The sequence below is a fragment of the Phyllobacterium sp. 1468 genome (assembly GCF_031455525.1).
Taxonomy (GTDB): domain Bacteria; phylum Pseudomonadota; class Alphaproteobacteria; order Rhizobiales; family Rhizobiaceae; genus Phyllobacterium.
Genome location: NZ_JAVDSX010000003.1, coordinates 510624 through 533082, shown reverse-complemented (window position 1 = coordinate 533082; position 22459 = coordinate 510624). Strand labels below are relative to the sequence as shown.

At 56.0% G+C, this 22459-nt stretch carries 23 protein-coding genes and 1 pseudogene; 4 read left to right on the top strand and 20 right to left on the bottom strand.

The annotated features are described in order from the left end of the window. Positions 1 to 21 precede the first annotated feature (21 nt). Genes J2X72_RS11735 through coxB form a run of 6 tightly spaced genes read right to left on the bottom strand, consistent with a single transcriptional unit; the run spans position 22 to position 5274 of the window. Positions 22 to 900 (bottom strand): cytochrome c oxidase subunit 3, encoded by an 879-nt coding sequence (locus J2X72_RS11735; RefSeq protein ID WP_183661206.1) that lies wholly within the window; start codon positions 898 to 900, stop codon positions 22 to 24. Positions 901 to 955: 55 nt separating this feature from the next. Beyond that, a complete protein-coding gene (locus tag J2X72_RS11730; protein ID WP_310072082.1) occupies positions 956 to 1558 on the bottom strand; it encodes a cytochrome c oxidase assembly protein in 603 nt (200 codons plus the stop codon). After that, positions 1555 to 1731 (bottom strand): hypothetical protein, encoded by a 177-nt coding sequence (locus J2X72_RS11725; RefSeq protein WP_310072080.1) that lies wholly within the window; start codon positions 1729 to 1731, stop codon positions 1555 to 1557. Before J2X72_RS11725 ends, J2X72_RS11730 begins: the two co-directional genes overlap by 4 nt. A 1-nt stretch (position 1732) precedes the next feature. Beyond that, positions 1733 to 2677 carry a heme o synthase gene (gene cyoE, locus J2X72_RS11720; RefSeq protein WP_209997710.1) on the bottom strand — a complete coding sequence of 315 codons (945 nt, stop codon included), beginning with the start codon at positions 2675 to 2677 and terminating at the stop codon, positions 1733 to 1735. A gap of 58 nt (positions 2678 to 2735) precedes the next feature. After that, a complete protein-coding gene (gene ctaD / locus J2X72_RS11715; RefSeq protein ID WP_114432781.1) occupies positions 2736 to 4388 on the bottom strand; it encodes a cytochrome c oxidase subunit I in 1653 nt (550 codons plus the stop codon). A 40-nt stretch (positions 4389 to 4428) separates the two neighbouring features. Further along, positions 4429 to 5274 (bottom strand): cytochrome c oxidase subunit II, encoded by an 846-nt coding sequence (gene coxB / locus J2X72_RS11710; protein ID WP_209999638.1) that lies wholly within the window; start codon positions 5272 to 5274, stop codon positions 4429 to 4431. A 464-nt stretch (positions 5275 to 5738) separates the two neighbouring features. Between coxB and J2X72_RS11705 the strand changes: the two are divergent. Then, a pseudogene (locus tag J2X72_RS11705) lies at positions 5739 to 6173 on the top strand (invasion associated locus B family protein); the annotation flags it as partial. Between the two features lie 80 nt (positions 6174 to 6253). After that, a complete protein-coding gene (tldD, locus tag J2X72_RS11700; RefSeq protein ID WP_310072075.1) occupies positions 6254 to 7666 on the top strand; it encodes a metalloprotease TldD in 1413 nt (470 codons plus the stop codon). A 10-nt stretch (positions 7667 to 7676) separates the two neighbouring features. On the opposite strand, the gene J2X72_RS11695 is transcribed toward tldD, so the two are convergent. From J2X72_RS11695 to aroC, 9 genes are all read right to left on the bottom strand, one after another. Then, positions 7677 to 8906, bottom strand: coding sequence for a class I SAM-dependent RNA methyltransferase (locus tag J2X72_RS11695; protein WP_310072072.1), 1230 nt, complete (start codon positions 8904 to 8906; stop codon positions 7677 to 7679). Between the two features lie 6 nt (positions 8907 to 8912). Next, positions 8913 to 9656: a TlyA family RNA methyltransferase gene (locus J2X72_RS11690; RefSeq protein ID WP_209997714.1), complete on the bottom strand. Its 744-nt coding sequence runs from the start codon at positions 9654 to 9656 to the stop codon at positions 8913 to 8915. Positions 9657 to 9665: 9 nt separating this feature from the next. Beyond that, a complete protein-coding gene (gene dxs / locus J2X72_RS11685) occupies positions 9666 to 11585 on the bottom strand; it encodes a 1-deoxy-D-xylulose-5-phosphate synthase (protein ID WP_310072070.1) in 1920 nt (639 codons plus the stop codon). A gap of 75 nt (positions 11586 to 11660) precedes the next feature. Beyond that, positions 11661 to 12599 carry a pirin family protein gene (locus tag J2X72_RS11680; RefSeq protein ID WP_310072067.1) on the bottom strand — a complete coding sequence of 313 codons (939 nt, stop codon included), beginning with the start codon at positions 12597 to 12599 and terminating at the stop codon, positions 11661 to 11663. Positions 12600 to 12670: 71 nt separating this feature from the next. After that, entirely contained in the window at positions 12671 to 12925 is a 255-nt protein-coding gene (locus J2X72_RS11675; protein ID WP_209997717.1) for an exodeoxyribonuclease VII small subunit, read from the bottom strand. Between the two features lie 3 nt (positions 12926 to 12928). Next, positions 12929 to 13855 carry a histone deacetylase family protein gene (locus J2X72_RS11670; RefSeq protein WP_310072061.1) on the bottom strand — a complete coding sequence of 309 codons (927 nt, stop codon included), beginning with the start codon at positions 13853 to 13855 and terminating at the stop codon, positions 12929 to 12931. A gap of 120 nt (positions 13856 to 13975) precedes the next feature. Then, the gene (locus J2X72_RS11665; RefSeq protein ID WP_310072059.1) at positions 13976 to 15259 is read right to left on the bottom strand and encodes a cystathionine gamma-synthase family protein; all 1284 of its coding nucleotides are present in this window, start codon (positions 15257 to 15259) and stop codon (positions 13976 to 13978) included. A 104-nt stretch (positions 15260 to 15363) separates the two neighbouring features. Next, positions 15364 to 16467, bottom strand: coding sequence for a 3,4-dihydroxy-2-butanone-4-phosphate synthase (gene ribB, locus J2X72_RS11660; protein WP_112527301.1), 1104 nt, complete (start codon positions 16465 to 16467; stop codon positions 15364 to 15366). Between the two features lie 16 nt (positions 16468 to 16483). Continuing rightward, a complete protein-coding gene (gene aroC / locus J2X72_RS11655) occupies positions 16484 to 17578 on the bottom strand; it encodes a chorismate synthase (protein WP_310072056.1) in 1095 nt (364 codons plus the stop codon). A gap of 168 nt (positions 17579 to 17746) precedes the next feature. Here aroC and J2X72_RS11650 point away from each other — a divergent pair, with 168 nt between their 5' ends. Then, positions 17747 to 18001 (top strand): DUF1344 domain-containing protein, encoded by a 255-nt coding sequence (locus tag J2X72_RS11650; RefSeq protein ID WP_209997721.1) that lies wholly within the window; start codon positions 17747 to 17749, stop codon positions 17999 to 18001. Here the strand turns inward: J2X72_RS11650 and J2X72_RS11645 are convergent, their stop codons facing one another. From J2X72_RS11645 to J2X72_RS11630, 4 genes are all read right to left on the bottom strand, one after another. Beyond that, positions 18002 to 18592: a histidine phosphatase family protein gene (locus J2X72_RS11645; protein ID WP_310072227.1), complete on the bottom strand. Its 591-nt coding sequence runs from the start codon at positions 18590 to 18592 to the stop codon at positions 18002 to 18004. Between the two features lie 13 nt (positions 18593 to 18605). Then, positions 18606 to 19424: an enoyl-ACP reductase FabI gene (gene fabI / locus J2X72_RS11640; RefSeq protein WP_114432770.1), complete on the bottom strand. Its 819-nt coding sequence runs from the start codon at positions 19422 to 19424 to the stop codon at positions 18606 to 18608. 92 nt (positions 19425 to 19516) lie between these two features. Continuing rightward, on the bottom strand, positions 19517 to 20440 hold the full coding sequence (locus tag J2X72_RS11635) for a J domain-containing protein (protein ID WP_310072052.1): 924 nt from the start codon (positions 20438 to 20440) through the stop codon (positions 19517 to 19519). Between the two features lie 126 nt (positions 20441 to 20566). Further along, positions 20567 to 21037, bottom strand: a complete 471-nt coding sequence (locus J2X72_RS11630) for an RT0821/Lpp0805 family surface protein (protein WP_310072225.1) — start codon at positions 21035 to 21037, stop codon at positions 20567 to 20569. Between the two features lie 50 nt (positions 21038 to 21087). On the opposite strand from J2X72_RS11630, the gene pdxH reads away from it, so the two are divergent. Beyond that, positions 21088 to 21699: a pyridoxamine 5'-phosphate oxidase gene (gene pdxH, locus J2X72_RS11625; RefSeq protein ID WP_310072049.1), complete on the top strand. Its 612-nt coding sequence runs from the start codon at positions 21088 to 21090 to the stop codon at positions 21697 to 21699. Positions 21700 to 21702: 3 nt separating this feature from the next. Here the strand turns inward: pdxH and J2X72_RS11620 are convergent, their stop codons facing one another. Further along, the gene (locus J2X72_RS11620; RefSeq protein WP_310072047.1) at positions 21703 to 22455 is read right to left on the bottom strand and encodes a crotonase/enoyl-CoA hydratase family protein; all 753 of its coding nucleotides are present in this window, start codon (positions 22453 to 22455) and stop codon (positions 21703 to 21705) included. Between the last annotated feature and the right edge of the window lie 4 nt (positions 22456 to 22459).

The window sequence follows — 22459 nt, the reverse complement described above, 5'->3', positions numbered from 1 at the left end:
CAAATTTTTGGACCGGTTTGCTTATTCCACTGCTATCGGAGCACCCCAGGATGCCCATACATAGATCGAGAAGAACAGGAAAAGCCAAACCACGTCAACGAAGTGCCAATACCAGGCGGCAGCCTCGAAGCCGAAATGTTTGGTCGGTGTAAAGTCGCCACGGAGCGAACGAAGCAAGCATACAGCGAGGAAGATGGTTCCGATGATGACGTGGAAACCATGAAAACCCGTCGCCATGAAGAACGTTGCACCGTAGATCGAATCCTTGAACGCAAACGGAGCGTGAATGTATTCGTAGGCCTGCACCGACGAGAAGAGCAGACCAAGCAGGACAGTCAGCGTCAGGCCGGTGATCAAACCTTTGCGATCATTGTGGATCAGAGCATGGTGCGCCCATGTAACGGTCGTGCCGGACAAAAGCAGGATGACCGTATTGTAAAGCGGCAGATGCAAGGGGTCGAGAACTTCAATACCTTTCGGGGGCCATACGCCGCCGGTGAATGCGGTCCGCGCTACTTGCGCTGCTTCTCCGGGAAAAAGACTGGCATCGAAGAAGGCCCAGAACCAGGCAACGAAGAACATCACTTCCGAGGCGATGAACATGATCATTCCGTAGCGCAGATGCAGCGACACAACGCGGGTGTGATGACCTTCCTTGCTTTCCTTGATTGTGTCGGACCACCAGCCGTACATCGTATAGAGAACAATCATCACGCCTATAAGCAGGATCCAGGGGTTTGTGAGATTGGCGCGAAAAAGGACAAGCTCGCCGCCCGCGTGGTAACGCATGAAAGCGATGCCGCCGATCGCAAGAACAAACGCCCCAACCGAGCCAAGAAATGGCCATGGGCTGGGATCGATGATGTGGTAATCGTGGTTCTTTTGGTGCGTCTCGGCCATTCTAACCCTCGCAAGGTCTGTTCATTGGTTTTGACACCGGCTAAGCCGGCGCAGTTTAGAGTTGTCCCGATGTACCATTCTTCTTGACCTCGGTATTGGCAGCAACGGGTGCTGGCATAGGGATCGGGAAGAATGTGTAGGACAAAGTGATCGTGTTGACGCCCTTCAGCTCAGGCGCATTGACGATGTCCGGATCGACAAAAAAGACGACCGGCATTTCCAGATCGTCCCCTGGCTTCAGGACCGTATCCGTGAAGCAGAAGCACTCGACCTTGTTGAAGTAAGCACCTGCGGCTTGCGGTGTCACGTTGAATGACGCACGCCCTGCAGTCGGCTTATCGAGGATGTTCTTCGCTTCGTATTTGATCAGCTTGGTTTCGCCGATATTCATCGTGACTTCCCGCTGAACAGGCTCGAACTGCCAAGGCAAACCACCGGATGTATTGGCGTCGAACCGCACGGTGATTTTTTTGTCGAGAATTGTATCCGACATTTGTTCGACGCGCTGGGTCGTGCCACCATATCCGGTAACCTGGCAGAACATGGCGTAGAGCGGGACGGCGGCAAATGCCATACCAACCATGCCAAAGAAGAAGGCCAGGCAAGAAATCGCAATCGTCCGGTCGGAAACCTTGCGCTTCTGTACACCGCCGCTCATTGCACGGGCCTCGTTACGGGTGCCATCTGTGAAGAGTGATTGGCCCCGATTTTGGCCCATGTCCCGACATAGACAACGATGACAAACGCGGCCAACGCCAGCGCGAGCGCCAAGGAGCGGCTACGCTGTGCCCGCTTCTGCTTGTCCGTAAGCGTTACAAGTTCATTGCTCATATCAAACACCAGTCACCAGAAATGCCTTACGAACGAGAATCTCGCCGAGGAGCACCGCGTATAAACTGAAAAGATAGAAAATGGAGAAAGCGAACATCTTCTTGGCAGGCTTCAACATTGCGTCGCCAACTGGAGCACGCCACACAGCGAAGGCCGAAGCAAGAAAGGCGCCGCCCATTGCAATGGCAAACAGGCCATATCCTGGTCCCGCAAATCCCATGATCCACGGGAGGACACCAACTGGTGCTACCAGCAAAGTATAGAGAAAAATCTGAAACTTCGTCGACGCGGCTCCCGCCACATTAGGCATCATCGGGATTTTCGCCTTCTCATAGTCATCCGACATGAAGAGCGACAGGGCCCAGAAATGCGGCGGCGTCCACAGGAAGATAATAAGAAAAAGGACGACGCTTTCCATGCTTACAGAATTCGTGACCGCCGCCCAGCCGATCATGGGCGGAAACGCACCCGCTGCGCCTCCGATAACGATGTTCTGCGGCGTCGAACGCTTCAGCCACATCGTATAAATGACAGCATAGAAGAAGATGGTGAATGCCAGCAGAAATGCCGAGAGAAAATTGACGAAGAGGCCAAGCGTTACGACTGAAAACGCCGACAGCAGGAGACCAAATGTCAACACCTCGCCCCGCGAGATACGTCCGGCCGGGATCGGCCGCTTGGAGGTGCGCTTCATAATGGCGTCGATGTCGGCATCGTACCACATGTTGAGCGCACCTGAAGCACCTGCCCCGACGGCAATGCAGAGGATGGCAATCGCCGCCAAGACAGGATTGATCTGGCCGGGGGCGGCCATCATTCCAACAAAGCCGGTAAAAACGACCAAGGACATAACGCGTGGCTTGAGCAGCGCAATATAATCCGACGCATTGGCTTCCGAGAGGCCAATGCTCGCATCAAGGTTTGCGTTTTTCTCAATTAGTGCCATTTGATCCGTCTTGTTTTATACAATGCCGGGACCTGTGGTAGTCCCGGCATTGCAGTATTTACTTGATGCGCGGGAGCTGTTCCCACTGGTGGAATGGCGGGGGAGATGACAGCTGCCATTCGAGTGTCGTTGCGCCCGCACCCCAAGGATTGGCTCCAGCCTCCCGTTTCTTGGCGAATGCCTCGAATACGCCGAAGAGGAAGATCAAAACGCCAACACCTGAGATGTACGAACCGATCGACGAAACTTCGTTCCAGCCTGCAAAAGCATCCGGGTAATCGATGTAGCGGCGCGGCATGCCGGCGAGACCAAGGAAATGCTGCGGGAAGAAAACCAGATTGACGCCAATGAACATCACCCAGAAGTGCGTGTGGGCAATTTTATGATTGTACATGTAGCCCGTCATTTTCGGGAACCAGTAGTACCAGCCGGCGAAGATGCCGAACACTGCGCCCAGCGACAGCACGTAGTGGAAATGCGCAATCACATAGTAGGTGTCATGCAATGAACGATCGAGACCGGCATTTGCCAACTGAACGCCCGTCACACCACCAACGGTGAAGAGGAAGATAAAGCCGATCGCCCAGACCATTGGTGGCTTGAACTCGATAGATCCACCCCACATTGTGGCGATCCAGGAGAAGATCTTGACGCCAGTCGGAACCGCGATGACCATCGTAGCGAAGACGAAATAGCGCTGCGTATCGAGTGACAGACCCACGGTGTACATGTGGTGCGCCCAAACGATAAACCCGACGACACCAATAGCAACCATGGCGTAGGCCATTCCGAGATAGCCGAAGATCGGTTTACGCGAGAATGTCGAGACGATGTGACTGATGATGCCAAACGCCGGCAGAATCATGATGTAAACTTCAGGGTGACCGAAGAACCAGAACAGGTGCTGGAACAGGATTGGATCACCGCCACCTTCGGGCGCGAAGAACGCCGTGCCGAAGTTGCGGTCGGTCAGAAGCATCGTGATACCACCCGCCAAAACCGGGAGCGCCAGCAACAGCAGGAATGCAGTGATCAAAACCGACCAGGCAAACAGCGGCATCTTGTGCAATGTCATGCCTGGAGCGCGCATATTGAAGATCGTAGTAATGAAATTGATGGCACCAAGGATCGACGACGCGCCGGCGATGTGAAGCGCGAGAATGGCAAAATCCATCGCCGGGCCAGGCTGACCTGATGTCGAGTATGGCGGATAGATCGTCCAGCCACCGCCCGTGCCGAAGCCACCGGCAGGACCCGGAACGAACATCGACAGTATCAACAAGAGGAGTGCAGGCGGAAGAAGCCAGAACGAAATGTTATTCATGCGCGGGAAGGCCATGTCCGGGGCACCGATCATGATCGGAACCATCCAGTTGGCGAAACCACCGATCAGTGCAGGCATGACCATGAAGAAGATCATGATCAGACCATGCGCGGTCGAAAACACGTTGTACATCTGCTTGCCGGCGTCGATAGCCGCATCGCCTTCAAAGCCGTAAACCATGGAAGCCAGACCGTGGAAAATCTGAATGCCCGGCTGTTGCAACTCGGCGCGCATGGCGATCGAAAGCGAACCACCGATAAGGCCCGCTATGATCGCGAAGATCAGATACAGCGTACCGATGTCCTTGTGATTGGTCGAATAAACCCAACGCGTCCAGCCTGTAGGCTTGTGGGCGTCGTGTGCTTCGTGAGCTGCAGAACCTGCCATCAAAGTGCTCCCGTTCCTCAATAAATCGCGTAAAGCCGGCTTAGTTGCCAGCCACGCTTACATTCTTGTCTGCGTCAATTGCTGCGGTCAGCGTCTTGTAGGCACCCGGAAGATCTTTCCCGGCGGCAGCAAACCACGCATTGTACTGATCCTGTGAAACGACATGGATCGCGATCGGCATGAAGGCGTGATCCTTGCCGCAAATCTGCGAGCACTGGCCGTAGTACATGCCTTCCTTGTTCGCCTTGAACCAAGTCTCGTTGCTGCGGCCAGCAACGGCATCCATCTTCACGCCAAAGGCAGGCATGGAGAACGAGTGGATGACGTCAGCACCGGTGACGAGCAGACGTACGGTCGTATCGACAGGGACGACCATTTCATTGTCGACCGCCAGCAGGCGCGGGTAGGCATTTTTGTCTTCCTTCCCGGTCGCAGCACGGTCAGTCTCTTTCAACATGACGGAGTCGAATGAAACTGGGGCTTCGCCCGCCTGATATTCGTAACCCCAATACCATTGATAGCCAGTGGCCTTGATCGTCAGCTTCGGCTCTTCGGGCGAATACTGCGCCGTCAGCAACTGGAAGGAGGGAATTGCCAGGAAGAGAAGAATGACGACGGGGCCTACGGTCCAGATAATCTCAACCGCCGTATTGTGGCTGGTTTTTGACGGCACCGGATTGGCACTGGCACGATAGCGATACATCACCCAGGCCAGCAGCGCCATCACGAAAAGCGTAATGGGAACGATGAACCACAATGTATAGCGTTCAAACCATTCGATCTGCTCCATAATGGCAGAGGCGGCTGGTTGGAAAGTCATTTGCCAAGGCTCCGGCTGGGCTGCATAAGCAGTGCCGGCACCGAGCAGGCCACTCAGGATACCCATCAGCGTGACAATATTCTTCTTCACCTAGAAATCTCCCGAATGAAGCATTGATTCCATAGAATAAGACTGGGCAGCGTGATGGCCCGATGTATGGCGCGTTCAAACCACACATTAGCTTACATCGCAAGGAAGGCGAACGTGATCTCATGCGGCATTTTTGCGCGCGGCTTTCCAGCCGCAAGCCCCAGACCGCTCGAAGCAGCAGTTTTTTCGTTCTTGCAGCTGTTTTGCGGCATACAGGGCCATTGGGCTCACAATCCGGCCATTTTTCGGCTACACCACATCTCATTAGCCGCGCTATGCTGGGGAGCGTTTGAGCGGCATTCTTTTCATCCGGGGCGGAGCGGTTTAACGTCTGGATGATTCGCTTTGGAGTCTACATGTCCTTTTTCGCGCTACGCAGCATCGCTGCCGGTCTGCTTGCCCTGTCAATGACTGCCGTTGCGGGTGCCGCAATGGCTGCGCAGCAGAGCGGCACAGTCAAGTCCACCCATGGCGCATGGTCGATTCTCTGCGACACGCCGGCAGGTGCCAAATCGGAACAATGCGCGCTGATTCAGAACGTCGTCGCGGCGGATCGTCCGGAAATGGGCCTCTCCGTCGTCGTGTTGAAAACTGCGGACAACAAGGCCAAGATCTTGCGCGTCCTTGCCCCCCTCGGTGTACTCCTGCCCAACGGCCTTGGCCTCAATGTGGACGGTAAGGATATCGGCCGCGCTTACTTCGTTCGTTGCTTCGAGGATGGTTGCTATGCCGAGGTCATCCTGGAAGATCAGCTTGTCCAGACGCTAAAGACCGGCAAGGCGGCGACATTCATCGTCTTCCAGACACCGGAGGAAGGCATCGGCATTCCGGTCGAACTTAATGGGTTTGGCGAGGGTTTTGACGCACTTCCATAAGTTTCGAGGGAGTTTGCGGTTGTCGAAAGGGCTGTGAAGGCCTACATCCCGTTCACACCATTTGAACCGGACCCATTCCCATGAAAAGTCTCATCGACAGTTTTGATGCGCCGCGCGACAAAATCCTCGAAACCGTCAAGCAGAGTCTCGACGGGGCGGATGATGGCGAACTCTTCATCGAATACAGAGAATCAGAGGGGCTCGCCTTTGACAATGGCCGGCTTAAAAACGGTTCATTCAACCAGGATCAAGGTTTTGGCCTGCGCGCCGTGGCCGGTGATTCGGTCGGTTATGCGCATGCGGGCGAGTTGTCTCTAGGCGCCTTGAAGCGTGCCTCGGATGCAGCTTCGGCGGTAAGGACTGGCTACGCCGGAACTTATACCGCCGCACCACCCGGAACAAACCGCAGTCTCTACAGCGACGAAAATCCGCTTGGCTCTCCCAGTTTTGAGGCGAAAGTGAAACTCCTTCAGGAGATTGATGGCTATCTTCGGGCAAAGGATCCGAAGGTGCGGCAGGTTTCGGTCTCGCTTGCGGCTTCATGGCAGCAGGTGGAAATTCTGCGTGCTGATGGACATTTTGTGCGCGATGTTCGCCCGATGGTTCGGCTCAACGTGTCGGTTGTAGTCGGCGATGGTGACCGGCAGGAAAGCGGTACGTATGGTGCCGGCGGCCGCAAGGGCTTCGGCGAATTCATCGTCGCAGATAAATGGCAATATGCTGCCGATGAAGCGCTTCGACAGGCACTGGTAAATCTCGAAGCAATCCCCGCCCCCGCTGGCACATTCGACATCGTCCTTTCCAGTGGCTGGCCAGGCGTGATGCTTCACGAAGCGGTTGGCCACGGTCTTGAAGGCGATTTCAACCGGAAGAAAACGTCTGCCTTTGCCGGTTTGCTCGGCCAGAAGGTGGCATCGAAGGGCGTTACCGTGGTTGATGACGGCACCATCTCCGAACGGCGGGGCTCACTGACTGTCGACGACGAGGGCATGCCAACCAACAAGACTGTGTTGATCGATGATGGCATTCTGGTCGGTTACATGCAGGATCGGCAAAACGCACGCCTGATGGGCATGGAGCCAACCGGCAACGGACGGCGCGAATCTTACGCCCATGCACCGATGCCGCGCATGACCAACACATATATGCTTGGCGGCGACAAGACGCCCGAAGAAATCATCGCCTCGGTTAAGAACGGAATCTATGCCGTTTCCTTCGGTGGTGGCCAGGTGGACATCACCTCCGGCAAATTCGTGTTTGGCTGTACGGAGGCCTACATGATCGAGAATGGCAAGATCGGTGCACCCATCAAGGGCGCCATGCTGATCGGCAATGGGCCCGACGCGATGCAACGCATCTCAATGATCGGCAACGACCTGCAGCTCGATACGGGCATCGGCAATTGCGGCAAGGGCGGTCAATGGGTGCCCGTGGGTGTCGGCCAACCACATCTGCGTATGGATCAGATGACCGTAGGCGGGACGGCGGTCTAACCGTAGGTCGCTATTTTTTGCTGAGCAAAGCCACAACTTCCACGTGCGATGACCAGAGAAACTGATCGATTGGCACGACGCGGTCGATTTTATAACCACTTTTGACGAGGATGCTCAGGTCGCGACCGAGGGTGATGGGATTGCACGAGATCGCCACAACTTTCGGCACGGTGGATTTCGCGATTTCGATTGCCTGTGCTTCTGCGCCAGCACGCGGCGGGTCAAAGACGAGACCAGCATACGGCTTGAGTTCTCTTGCCAGGAAAGGCCGCCGGAACAAATCACGCCGCTCCACCGTAACCGGTTTGAGACCCTGAACATGCCGGACGCTGCGATCCATCGCATCAACCGCGGCCTGGTCGCCCTCGACGGCATGGACTGCTGATTTCTCTGCCATCCTGAATGTGAAGGTGCCCGACCCACTGAAGAGGTCGATCGTCTTCTTGGCCTTGGCCAGATGCCCAGTCACCAATGCAGACATGGCGATCTCAGCCTCCAGGGTCGCCTGGAGAAATCCACCGGCGGGCAGCATTACTGGAACTTTGCCAAAATGAACCATTGGCTTTCGTGGCTCGACGATGATTTCGCCTTCAAAGCTCAGTCGGGCAAAATCCTTTTTGACAACCAGCGCCGTCAGCGCCTGACGTTTGGCGGCGTCGGGTGCGCCACATCCTGACGCCATGATATCCAGGCCTGAAGCCGTCGACGTGACTGTCAGCTTGAAGGGTTTCATGCCGCCACCAAGAACCGCAACCAGTTCCCGGAGGTCGCCAAGACGCGAAACGATTTCCGGCACTGTTACTGGACATTCCACAATATCTATCAGTTCGTGACTGAGATGTTTGTTGAAACCGAGTACGGCACCCCTCTCACTCGTGCGGACGGCAAAGACTGCACGGCGCCGGGTCTGCGGCGTACACGGCACAAGCGGATCGAGCGTGAACGCAAACCCCCTGCCCGCGAGCGCGTCGTGGACGAGTGATCTTTTCCAATCACGGTACGCGCTGTCCTGCCAATGCTGCAAAGTGCACCCTCCGCACTCCTCAAAGTGGCGGCAGGCGGGCGCAATTCGCTCGGGTGACGGTTGCAACAGCGCCACAAGCGTAGCACGGCCATTCTCCAGCGCCACATTGGCAATCTCGCCGGGCAACGAAAACGGCACATAGGCGCTTCCCGCCGAAGTGGAGGCTATGCCGTCGCCGCCGGCGCCCATCCGTTCGATCGTTACTCGGGTACTCATAAGATTTTACTTCTCAGTCGTGGCTTTCAGGCCGGTCAGCAGAAACTCGCGATTGCCATCGCCGCCCTCTATGGGCGAAGGGCAGTACCCAAGGGCTTTCCAGCCCGGCAATCCATCCAACCAGTTCCTTAGATCATTTGCGACGCGTTCACCATCCTTCGGATCGCGCAAAATGCCACCTTTCCCGATGGCTTCGCGCCCGGCCTCGAACTGCGGCTTGACTAGCAGAACGCAGCGGCTGCCGGGCTCTGCCAGATCCAGGGCCGGTGGCAGCGCAAGTTTTAATGAAATGAAGCTGACGTCGGAGACGACGAGATCGACCGATTTCCCGCTCAGATGTTTGCGCAAGAGATCCCGCGCATTCAAAGTCTCGATGTTGCTGACGCGCGCATTGCGGCGCAAACTGTCGTGCAACTGGCCATGGCCAACGTCGACGGCAATGACGTGGTCTACGCCTCTTTCCAGCAGGACCTGCGTGAACCCACCCGTCGACGCACCAATGTCGAGAGCAGTGCAACCTTTCACATCGATGGCAAAATGATCAAGACCGGCAATAAGCTTCAGAGCAGCGCGCGACACATAGGGGCTTGCCGGGTCATCAACGCTGACCAAGACTCTTTCGCCGGTGATTGCACCGGGTTTGGTGACGACAGCGCCATCCACCCGCACGGTTCCGCGTAAAATGGCATCACGTGCTCGAGATCGGGTGGCAAACAGCCCCCTTGCCACCAGAAGCTGATCTAGACGCATCGGCCTGTCTCATGCACGGACGGGTGCAACCATATGGTCGCGCCCAAGCGCAGCAAACACCGTTCGGACGATGCCGGTACTATCTAGACCGGCACGCACGTAAAGCGCTTCCGGTTTGGCATGGTCGAGGTAGAGGTCTGGCAACGTCAACGTGCGAACACGGAGCCCGTTGTCCAGGAGGCCGTCCCGGCTGAGGAAATGTAGAACGTGGGAGGCGAAGCCCCCGATTGCACCCTCTTCCACCGTAATGAAGACCTCGTGCTCACGCGCCAGACGACGAATCAAATCCTCGTCCAATGGCTTGGCAAATCGTGCATCGGCAACGGTTGTCGAAAGTCCCGCTGCATCCAACTCTTCTGCGGCAGCCAAACATTCTTGCAGGCGGGTGCCAAGAGAGAGCAATGCAATCGTCGACCCTTCACGGAGAACCCGGCCTTTGCCAATCTGTAGAACCTGTCCCCGCTCAGGCAAATCGATACCGACACCGTCACCGCGAGGATAGCGAAACGAGATCGGCCCTTCATCATACTCGGCCGCCGTTCGCACCATATGGCGCAACTCGGCCTCATCAGATGCGGCCATGACGACGAAGCCCGGCAACGCAGCCAGGAACCCCGTATCGAAAGAGCCTGCATGGGTCGCGCCGTCAGCACCAACCAGCCCAGCCCGATCTATGGGAAAACGTACCGGCAAGTTCTGCAGAGAGACATCATGCACCACCTGGTCATAACCACGTTGGAGAAACGTCGAATAGATCGCGGCAAACGGCTTTAACCCTTCGCTTGCCAGACCTGCTGCGAATGTTACGGCGTGCTGTTCCGCGATACCGACATCGAAGGTACGTTCGGGAAAAACCTCTCCAAAAAGGTCTAGCCCGGTTCCGCCCGGCATCGCTGCTGTTATGGCAACGATCCTGTCGTCGTGGCGCGCTTCCTCGATCAGGCTCGTGGCAAAGACCTTCGTATAACTTGGCGCGTTGGCGGGCGGTTTCGCCTGTGCTCCGGTAATGACGTCGAATTTGTTGACACCATGATACTTGTCCGCGGCCGCTTCCGCCGGAGCGTAACCCTTACCCTTCTGGGTAACGACATGGATCAGAACCGGGCCGTTCATCGTATCCCGGACATTCTTCAATACGGGCAGCAGATGATCGAGATTGTGTCCATCGATCGGTCCGACATAGTAGAAGCCGAGCTCTTCGAACATGGTTCCGCCGGTCCAGAACCCGCGGGCATATTCTTCCGAAAGGCGCGCCTTTTCCTGCAGGAATTTCGGTAGTTTTTTGGCAAGCTGCTTGGCGGTTTCGCGAAATGAACGGTAAGCGCGCCCGGAAACAAGGCGCGCCAGGTAAGCGCTCATAGCGCCAGTAGGAGGTGCAATCGACATATCGTTATCGTTGAGAATGACAATGAGACGAGCATCGAGAGCTCCAGCATTGTTCATCGCCTCATAGGCCATGCCTGCCGACATCGCGCCGTCGCCTATCACCGAAATCACGTTGCGCTTCGTGCCAGAAAGATCGCTGGCAACCGCCATTCCGAGGCCTGCGGAAATGGACGTGGACGAATGGGCAGCGCCGAAGGGGTCGTACTCGCTTTCGCTGCGCTTGGTAAATCCGGAAAGCCCGCCTTCCTGCCGCAGAGTGCGGATACGGTCCCGCCGGCCGGTTAATATCTTGTGCGGATAAGCCTGATGGCCGACGTCCCAGATGATCCGGTCATGCGGCGTATCGAAAACATGATGGAGTGCAACGGTTAGTTCAACGACACCAAGCCCGGCGCCGAGATGGCCGCCCGTGGTCGAAACCGCATCGATCAGTTCGATGCGCAGTTCCTGCGTCAGTTGAGGCAGATCGGATTCCGGCAGTTGGCGCAAATCCAAAGGAACTTTAACGCGATCAAGCAGGGGTGTTTCAAAATTCTTGGCCAAAGCGCAGGTTCCAATTCCAAGCTCAATTCTTACCGTTCCCTAAAGGAAAACCAGCCGACCAGCAAGAAGCGGAGCTTACCGCTCCATGGGTCGATTTTCGGGCAGCGGTATGAATTCTTCCTCGTCTCCAGGAACGATATCGAAACGGCCCGTGCGCCATTCTTCTTTCGCCTGCTCGATCCGCTCTTGGGATGAAGAGACGAAATTCCACCAGATATAGCGCTTGGATGGCAGAGCAGCACCTCCAAACAGCATGAAGTGTGCGCCTTGCGCTGCATGGACAATGATCTCGTCACCGGCGCGGAACACCAGTAGACGATCCGCCGGGAAGTTCTCGCCTGCAACTTCTACCGAGCCGTCCAGCGTATAGATGGCCCGCTCCTCAGCAATATTGGCAGGCAACTGAATATGGCTTCCGGGATCAAGCCGAATGTCTACGTAAAGCGTTTCCGCGTGCTGTTTGACGGGAGAACCGGCGCCATGGAACTTGCCCATGACGATCCGTGCCTCCATGCCTGCGTCCCGCAGGACCGGCAGTTCACCTACGCCTGTATTGGCAAAGGCCGGGTTGATTTCCTCCAGATGATCTGGCAGCGCGAGCCAGGTCTGCAGCCCCGAAATCGGCAACGGCTCGGTCCGCAGCTCCTCCGGTGAACGTTCTGAGTGAACGATTCCGCGGCCCGCCGTCATGAGATTGACGTCGCCAGGTTTGATGACCATCTCCGTGCCGAGGCTGTCGCGGTGGCGTATGTTCCCGTCGAAAAGATAGGTCACGGTCGAAAGGCCGATATGCGGATGCGGTCGCACATCAAGGGCATCAGTCGGGCGAAGGATCGCCGGGCCCATCCGGTCGAAGAAAATAAAGGGACCAACAAGGCGGCGCTTGGCGCTCGGCAAGGCACGCCTAACTTCGAGGCCGCCAATATCGCTGGTGCGCGGGATAATCAGCGTCTCGATTGCATCGATTGCTACCAAGTCACCTATCTTGGGATCTGGGCAGGGGGAAAAACTCATGCGCGCTACTCCGAAGGGGTCAGGGCGCTAGCATAGCGGCTCATCGCGATGCTGAACAGCGCTGCTGTGCGTCACTCGGGATCGAGCGATTCTGTGCCGACAGGTTCACCGTTACGGCCAAGACGGATTTTCTGCACCTTGTCTTCAGCGGCGCTCAAGAGAGTATCGCAATGTTTCTTGAGAGCTTCGCCCCGCTCATAGATCCGGATCGACTGTTCAAGCGGCACATCACCACGTTCCAGGTCATCGACTATTTTTTCCAGCTGATCGAGGGCCTGCTCGAAGCTCATGGCAGCGATATCGGAATTGTTCTGTACATCGGCCATGTTTCATCCTCCCATCAATCGTCTTATGTGCGCGCCCGCCGAGAGCGACATACCCCTGAGGTCGTAGCCGCCTTCCAGAAGGCTGACAAGGCGGTTTGACGCATAGCTCCCAGCTCTTTCCATCAGGGCGCCAGTCGCCCAGTCAAAATCGTTCTCGTTCAGATTTATTTCCGCCAGCGGGTCACGGTGATGGGCATCGAAGCCGGCAGAAACAATAATCAGCTCCGGCCGAAATTCATCGATAGCAGGGAGAATACGCGTATTGAAGGCTTCTCTGAAATGGTCGCTGCCAGTCTGTGGGCTAAGAGGCGCATTGATGATATTACCAGCACCAGTTTCATCCTTGGCTCCGGTACCGGGATAGAGCGGCATCTGATGCGTCGAACAATAAAGCACCGACGGATCATCCCAGAAAATGTCCTGCGTGCCATTGCCGTGATGCACGTCCCAATCGACGATTGCAACGCGTTCGACCCCATGAGACCTCTGCGCGTGCCTGGCGGCGATCGCGGCGCTGTTGAAGAGACAAAAGCCCATGGCTTTGTCCCGCTCTGCGTGGTGGCCGGGGGGCCGTGAAGCTACGAAGACATTGTCCGCGACGCCAGAAAACACGTCATCTACAGCGGCATTGGCGGCGCCGATTGCGGTCAACACCGCTTCCCAGCTTTTAGGGCTCACAGTCGTATCCGAATCGACTCGGGTCAGCCCTTCTTCAGGTATGGTATCCCGAACACGTTCAATAAACGTTTGGGGATGCGCATAAAGGATCGTTGTTTCGTCGCCCATTGGTGCCTGGACGCGATCCAGTGCATCGAACGTGCTATCCTCCAGCACCTTATTGAGCGCGCGCAATCGATCCGGCCGTTCAGGATGCCCTGGAGGTGTCAGATGTTCCAGATAAATCGGGTGCGAATAAAGACGGGTTACCATGAAAGCTTTCTGCAACAGCAAAAGGGCATGAGCGTGACCAGGCGGTCACGTTCAAATTGCACCAGCTACCCGCTGTTGCACAAGTGACAAGTCAGCGAATTTTACCGCACATATTGACGGTCAAGCTATGCTCAGGGCTTGGGTCAGATCGGCAATCAAGTCATCCGGATGTTCGATACCGATCGACAACCTGATTGTTGAATCCAGCACGCCAATGCGCTGGCGCACGTCGATGGGGACGCCCGAATGAGTCATTGTCGCTGGATGGCTGGCCAGCGATTCCGTACCCCCAAGGCTCACGGCCAGTTTCAATATCTGCAATGCATTGAGGAATTTGAAGGCGGCCGGTTGTCCACCCACGATGTCGAATGAGAAAGTCGAGCCAGCTCCGGTGCATTGTGCGGCAAACGTTTTACCCAGGGGTGAAGATGCATCGTGATATGGCAGATAGTGTATTTTCTCGACCTTCGGATGATCGCGAAGGAAATTGGCAATTGCCAAGGCATTATTGTCGGCCTTTTCCATGCGGATGCTAAGCGTTTCGAGAGAGCGCCCGAGCATCCAGCAGGAATGCGGATCGAGTTGCGTGCCGATCGCGCCACGCAGCGCTTTGACCTGTTTCATCACGGCTCTTGATCCGAGCGCCGCTCCGGCAATCAAATCGGAGTGGCCGCCAACATATTTTGTCAGCGAATACAGGGAGATATCCGCGCCATGTTCGATGGGCCGCTGGAATACCGGTCCAAGCAAAGTGTTGTCGCAGGCGATAATCGGACGGTGACCCTGCTTTTCCCCAATTGCCTCGGCGATACGGCGGATCATTGCCACATCAACCAGGCTGTTCGTTGGATTGGCGGGCGTTTCGATCAGGATCACGGAGACCCGGCCCTTCTGCATCGCCTGGTCAGCGGCAGCTTGTACCGAAGCTTCGTTCACACCATCAGCGAAGCCGACCGCTGTAATGCCCATGTTGAGGAACGTCTTGGCGAGCAGCGTTTCGGTGCCGCCATAGAGCGGCTGCGAGTGCAGGATCGAGTCGCCAGGACGGACGAAGGCAAACAGTGTCGTGGCAATCGCCGACATTCCCGAGGAAAAAACCGCACAGCTTTCCGTCCGCTCATAGACAGCCAGCCGGTCCTCAACGATTTCGCTATTGGGATGATTAAAACGCGAGTAGACCAGACCAGCCGCCGTACCGGCCGGCGGTTCTTTGCGTCCAGAGACAAAATCGAAGAAATCCCGGCCTTCTTCAGCGGACTTGAATACGAAGGTCGAGGTCAAGAACACCGGTGGTTTGACAGCTCCCTCGGACAGTTCCGGGTCGTAGCCGTAGTTGAGCATCAGCGTCTCAGGATGCAGTTCATGATTGCCGATATGTGTTTTGGAAGGGTGGGGAGCGGTCATGGCAGTCTCCTCGCTGGATGAACCTATCCAGCGAGATTATAGCAAATCCAACGACCATTCCTTGCTATTTTGAAGCGGCCTTCGCAACAAGCGAGAGCCGGTCTTCAGATAATATCGGTCTTGGTGATCTGGATACCAAAGCCTTCGAGCCCGACATAGTGCCGTTCGCGCGACGACAACAGACGGATCGACGTGATGCCAAGATCCTTCAATATCTGGGCACCAAGCCCAATCTGACGCCATTCCTCTTCGCGCACGCGCGCTTCCGCGTGGACTTCGCGCTCCTGCAATGCTGCACGATTGCGGTCGTCATCCCGGCCAACACCGACCGATCCTTCGCGCAGGTAGACAATAACTCCGCGCTTTTCCTCGGCGATGCGCTTCATGATGCTGTCAAGCGTGTTGCGGGCACCGAATACGTCGCTCAGCACATCTTCACGCTGCAGGCGAACAGGAACATCCTCGCCATCCCGAATATCGCCATAGACGATCGCGGCATGGTGCATCGGCTCCCAAGGCAGTGCGTAGGTTATTGCCTTGGCACGTCCGGCGCAGGTATCGATCTCGTACTCACCAATTCGTTCGATCAGGGTCTCCTTGCGCTGGCGATAGGCAATGAGATCGGCAACTGTTACCTGATGCAGCTTATGAGTTTCGGCAAAGCTTGCAACCTGGGGGCCGCGCATGACCGAACCGTCGTCGTTCACCAACTCGCAGATCACACCGACAGGCGGCAGCCCGGCCAGCTTGCAAAGATCAACAGCGGCCTCGGTATGGCCGGAACGCATCAGTACGCCCCCTTCACGGGCCACCAGCGGAAAAATATGACCGGGACGCACGAAATCGATGGCACCTGCATTTGGATTGGCAAGGTTTCTGGCTGTCAACGTGCGATCTTCCGCTGAAATACCGGTGGTCGTGCCATGTTTGTAGTCGACAGTGACAGTAAATGCAGTCGAATGTGGAGCATCGTTGTCGGCAACCATCGGCGCGAGATTCAGACGTTTTGCGTGCTCGCGGGTCATCGGCGTGCAGACTATGCCTGAAGTATGGCGAACGATGAAGGCCATCTTCTCGGGCGTACAGTGAACTGCGGCGACGATCAGATCGCCTTCGTTCTCGCGGCCGTCATCGTCCATGACAACCACGATTTCACCGCGTTCGAAGGCGCGTAGGGCATCGACGACCCGTTTTTGATTGTAGGCCATATGGGCGTCCCTTTGCTTAGATACGGCCGGTCTGGCCGCGATGTCTGAGATAATGATCTGCGATGGCGCACGCCACCATTGCTTCACCGATCGGCACGGCACGGATACCGACACAGGGGTCATGTCTGCCCTTGGTCATGATATCGACCTGATTTCCATCCGCATCAATGCTCCGGCGCGGCGTCAAAATCGATGACGTCGGCTTGACCGCAAAACGCGCGACGACCGGTGCGCCACTGGAAATGCCGCCCAGAATTCCACCGGCATGGTTGGACAGAAAAATTGGCTTTCCGTCGTTGCCCATGCGCATTTCGTCAGCGTTTTCTTCACCGGTCAGTTTGGCGGTGTCGAAACCATCGCCAATCTCTACGCCTTTCACGGCATTGATCGACATGAGGTAGCTGGCGATATCCTGATCAAGCTTCCCGTAGACCGGAGCACCGAGACCTGCAGGAACGTTCTCGGCCACGACTTCAACAATAGCACCAATGGAAGACCCTGCCTTGCGAATGCCGTCCAGATACTCCGCGAATATGTCGACCGATCCCGGATCCGGTGTGAAGAATGGATTGTTGTTTACCTCATCCCAATCCCAGCGGCCCCGGTCTATGGCATGTATTCCCATCCCCACCAGCGCTCCACGCACAACGAGACCGGGCACCACCTTGCGCGCTATGGCGCCGGCGGCAACGCGCGCAGCCGTTTCACGTGCCGAAGAACGCCCCCCGCCCCGATAGTCGCGGATCCCATATTTGACGTCATAGGTGTAATCGGCGTGACCCGGACGGTACTGGCGCGCGATATCGCCGTAATCCTTCGAGCGTTGATCCGTGTTCTCGATCATCATCGAGATCGGCGTCCCGGTCGAGATCATGGTGAGGCCGTCATCTTGCAGCATAACGCCGGAAAGCACGCGGACCTGATCAGGCTCACGGCGTTGCGTCGTGTATTTCGACTGCCCGGGCTTGCGCTTATCGAGATACGACTGGATTTCCGCTTCCGTAAAGGAAATACCCGGAGGGCAGCCATCGACCACGCATCCAAGCGCAATTCCATGGCTTTCACCCCATGTGGTGACGCGAAAAAGATGACCGAAAGTATTGTGCGACATAGGCGTACCCGACGTTTTGTCAGGGGGTTTTATGAGCGTTTACTCCTGTGGTCAAACCCGCCGTTGAAATTCCTTTATCCCACACGAAAAAAGCAATTGTTTTGCCACAAATGGAAGCTCTAACTTGCGTCATTGACCGGCATACAGATTTGATAACGGGGAATTCAAATGCGCTTCATCGTAGCAACGTTCATGTTCATCGCCTCTCTGCTTCCGGTTGGCGCTCTTGCGGACGATGCGCAAGGTACAATCACCAAGATCGATGAAGACAATTCGACTATTACCCTCGACGATGGCAAAGTCTATAAATTGCCCGGCGAATTCGACCTGAGCGTCATCGAGCAGGGTATGAAGGTTACGTTGATGTTCGACGTGGTCAACAAAGAACGCTACATCACCGACATCGAAGAGACTACTGAATAGCTACAGCCAGGTAAGGTGACCATTCTCGAGGCGCAGAAGCTGATCCTGGGTGATTGGAAGATTGGCAGCATCGTGGCCGTCGAGTTTCTCGACCATACGGAATATCGTTCTCAGGCAACCGCCATGGGTTACGCAAACCGTGGGTCCCTTTACCTCGGCTAACCAACTCGCAACACGGACGCTCAATGCCGCATAGCTTTCGGCGCTATGTCCCGGTGGGACGAAATTCCACTTGTCCCGCCCCCGTTCTTCGACAAGCTCGGGCGTCTTGGCCGCGATATCTTCAATCATGAAGCCCTGCCAATCTCCGAAACTCACCTCCATCAGGCGTGGATCGGTATGGTAGTCTTTGGGATCGAGACCCATGCGGGTACGGATTCGCTCCATCGTATCGCGCGTGCGACGCAAAGGACTGGCAACGAATTCGAAGCCTGCCCCATCGCCGATCAATGATTTCAGCAGATCGCCATTGCGATCGGCCTGGGCACGGCCGCGCACATTCATATCGACATCTGCCTGACCCTGAATTCGTTCGGCGACGTTCCAGTCCGTCTCGCCATGACGCGAAAAGTAGATCACCGAGCCGGGCAGAATCACTTGAACTTCAATCCTTGACGACAGAAATATCCGGTGCGTCGACTGCTTTCATTCCTACGACATGATACCCGCTATCAGCGTGATGGATCTCGCCCGTGACGGAACGCGATAAGTCGGAAAGGAAATAGAGGCCCGCGTCGCCAACTTCCTCGATCGTCACGGTACGCCGCAACGGTGCGTTGTACTCGTTCCATTTCAGGATGTAGCGAAAATCACCGATGCCGGATGCGGCAAGGGTTTTGATCGGACCCGCGGAAATCGCGTTGACCCGAATATTGTCCGGGCCGAGGTCGACAGCCAGATATTTGACACTCGCCTCAAGCGCTGCCTTGGCAACGCCCATGACATTGTAGTTCGGCATGACCTTTTCTGCACCGTAGTAGGTCAGAGTGAGGATGGAGCCGCCATCCGTCATCAGCTTTTCCGCCCGCTTGGCAACCGCTGTGAGCGAAAAGACGGAAATCAGCATCGTCTTCGTAAAATTGGCTTCCGATGTGTCGACGTAGCGACCTGTAAGTTCATCCTTGTCGGAGAAACCGATCGCATGAACCAGGAAATCGATCTTGCCCCAATGCTGCTCGAGCGCAGCAAAGCATGCGTCGATGGTCGACGCATCGGAAACATCACAATGTCCGCATAAAAAAGCGCCGAGTTCCTGTGCTAGGGGCTCGACGCGCTTTTTCAAAGCATCGCCCTGATAGGTAAATGCGAGTTCGGCACCTGCGTCGTGCGCTGCCTTGGCAATGCCCCAGGCAATCGACCGATTGTTGGCGACACCCATTATAAGGCCGCGTTTACCCTGCATCAAACCAGTTTTGGCGGTCATATACCAACCCTTCATGAGACTTATGATTGATGTGGGGTATCGCACAGCCCGCGCCGGGCTTCAAGCGCGGTATCTAATCTGGTTTTGGATTTTCAACGGCTGGAATCGCGTAAAAAGGCTTCCAAAGCTGGATCCCCATGTTCCGGCAACATGATGCGAACGTGAGCGAACAGATCGCCATGGCCATCCGGCTTCTTTGGCAAACCCTTGCCTTTCAGGCGTAAAACCCTGTCGGAACTGGTCCACGGCGCGACTTTGACCGCTACACGGCCATTGAGGGTTTCGACTTCCTGCCGCGAACCCAGGGCAGCGTCTCTCAACGAAACCGGAAGTTCGACATGCAGATCCCTTCCCTCGACCCGAAATTTCGGATGCGGTTTGAACCGCACTGTGACTAAAGCATCACCTGCAGTGCCCCCAGGAACAGCTTCTCCCTGCCCTTTCAAGCGAATCGTTTGACCGTTTTCCACCTGTGCGGGCAGTTTGATCGCAAGCCTTTTGCCGTTGGGAAATATTGCTTCGACCTTTTCGGCGCCCGCTGCCTGCTCAAGGCTGATATCTATCGTTGCCTGCAGGTCGGCACCTTTGCGTGGCCCGGCGCGACGCGTGGCCCCGCCAAAACCGCCCATGCCGCCTGTCTCGCCAAACAGGCTGCTTAATATGTCTTCGGCACCAAGGCCAGAAGCACCGCCGCTACGGAACTCGAAACCGCCAGGACGGCGCCCGCCGCCAAAACCCGCAAACGGGTCACCGCCGGCGCTCGAGTAACCTTCAAACCCTTGCGGGGCGCGCTGCTTGCCTTCGGCATCGATCTCTCCCCGGTCAAACTGGCCGCGACGTTCCTTGTCACCGACGATTTCGTATGCCTGATTGATTTCGGAGAAATTTGCCTGCGCCTTCGGGTCATCCTGATTCTGGTCGGGATGATATTTCTTGGCGAGTTTGCGAAACGCCGATTTAATTTCCTCGGGCTTCGCCGTCTTGGCGACGCCCAACACGCTATAGGGATCGCGCATGTGTCTGCCTTTCTTCGCAACGGAGCGAGATGTCTTGGGATTCCGCTGCTATATGCTCACGAATAGGAAGAAATTCCAGATATTTGAGACGAAAAAGTTGAAAAATGGCCCAGATTCTTCAATGTGCTACATAGGCGCGAAGGATTTCAACGTCCACTGCCCGCCATTTTGCATGCAGGTCTCGCCCTTGTAAATCATGACCCCGTCAAATGACTCGCGCGAAGTCTGGAATTCGCGGCAAAGACCGGCGTCGTCTTTCTTTTCAGCAATGGTCGTTATCGTACCTTGGCTACCCGTCTCGGGATTCGACCAAGGAACCGGCTTGTTGCCCCACTGGGTGAAATTCAACGCCGAAACGATGTTGCGCACTGTCAATTGATCCGACGAGCCTTTGGTATCGACAGGTTGTGCAGGAGCGACCGACCCTGTTACCGTTGCCTGGTCGGGAGCGGCCTTCTCGATGCTGAAATCCTTCATGGCGCAGCCGGACAACAAGCATAGCGCGACGCCAGCGGCAAGGCCTGGATAAAGCCCGTGCGAATGCTGTTTTTTTGCACCAAATTTCTTGCTATCAGATCGTAGAAACGCCAAACACATATCTCTCTTTAACAAGGTCAATCCGAAATGACTATGGGACTATGGATTAAATGAAGTTAACAACAGGTGACTTCACCGAGAAATCCGAGCCGTTCGCGCTTTTCGATGAATGGCTGGCGGAGGCAGGCACGACCGAGCCCAATGACCCCAATGCTGTAGCGCTGGCAACGGTGGACAATGAAGGATTGCCAGATGTTCGCATGGTACTCCTTAAGGGCTTCGATAGCCAAGGCTTTGTTTTCTATACAAATTTCGAGAGCCAGAAAGGCCAGGAAATCTTGGGCTCCATGAAGGCCGCGATGTGCTTTCACTGGAAATCTCTTCGTCGTCAAGTGCGCATCCGCGGGCCCGTCGAGATCGTCAGCAGAGAAGAGGCCGACGCTTACTATGCAACGCGCCCTCGCGGAAGTCGTATTGGCGCCTGGGCGTCAAAACAATCTCGCCCCCTTGAAAGCCGGTTTGCGCTGGAAAAGGCCGTAGCCGAATATACCGCTCGTTACCCTATCGGTGAAATTCCCAGGCCCGACTATTGGTCGGGGTTTCGCATTCGTCCAACGTCGATCGAGTTTTGGCATGACCGGCCGTTCCGCTTGCATGACCGGGTGGTGTTCAGCCGTTCTACGCCGGAAGGTGACTGGGGCAAGACTAGGCTTTACCCTTAAACCTCAGGCCTTCTTACGCGTGAGAAAGGCCATCAATGCATTGCGTGCCTCCTCCGATTGGAGGCGCTCGGCGAAAAGTTTTGCCTCGAGCTTGATACGCTCCACCGTGGCTTCCCGTGGCATGCGCAGAAGATCACGCGAAATCTGCATGGCTTCCGGCGGCTTGGCCGCAATCTCCGTCGCCACATTCAAGACAGTGCTCTCCAGTTCCTCCGTGTCGACGAGCTTGTAGACCAGCCCCGCTTCTTTGGCTTCAACCGCGTGCAGTCCTTCGCCCATGGCCAGAAAAGCAAAAGCCCTTTGCTGACCCATCAACGCCGGACCCAGCAAACTGGATCCCGCTTCCGGTACCAATCCGAGATCGACAAAGGGTGTCTTGAAATAGGATTGCGGCGTAGCGAACGTCAGATCGCAATGGAAATGAATCGTGCTGCCGACGCCAATCGCAAGGCCGTCCACGCCTGCCAGAAGCGGCTTTTTAGCGTTAACCAGCGAAAGCAGAAAATCAATGACTTCGTTGCCCATGTTGCCAGTAGTGGCAAACGCCATAAAATCCTGCAGGTCATTGCCGGAGGAAAAGGCTCCTGGAACACCAAAGAACACGTGGGCGCGAATTGAAGCATCGGCGTCACCCTCCTCGATCGCCTTGGTCATCGTCGCATACATTGCGCGCGTAAGAGCGTTCTTTTTGTCCGGCCGGTTCATGCGGATGATCTGGACAGCGCCGTGGCGCTCGATTTGAATATGGTCTGACATGGAT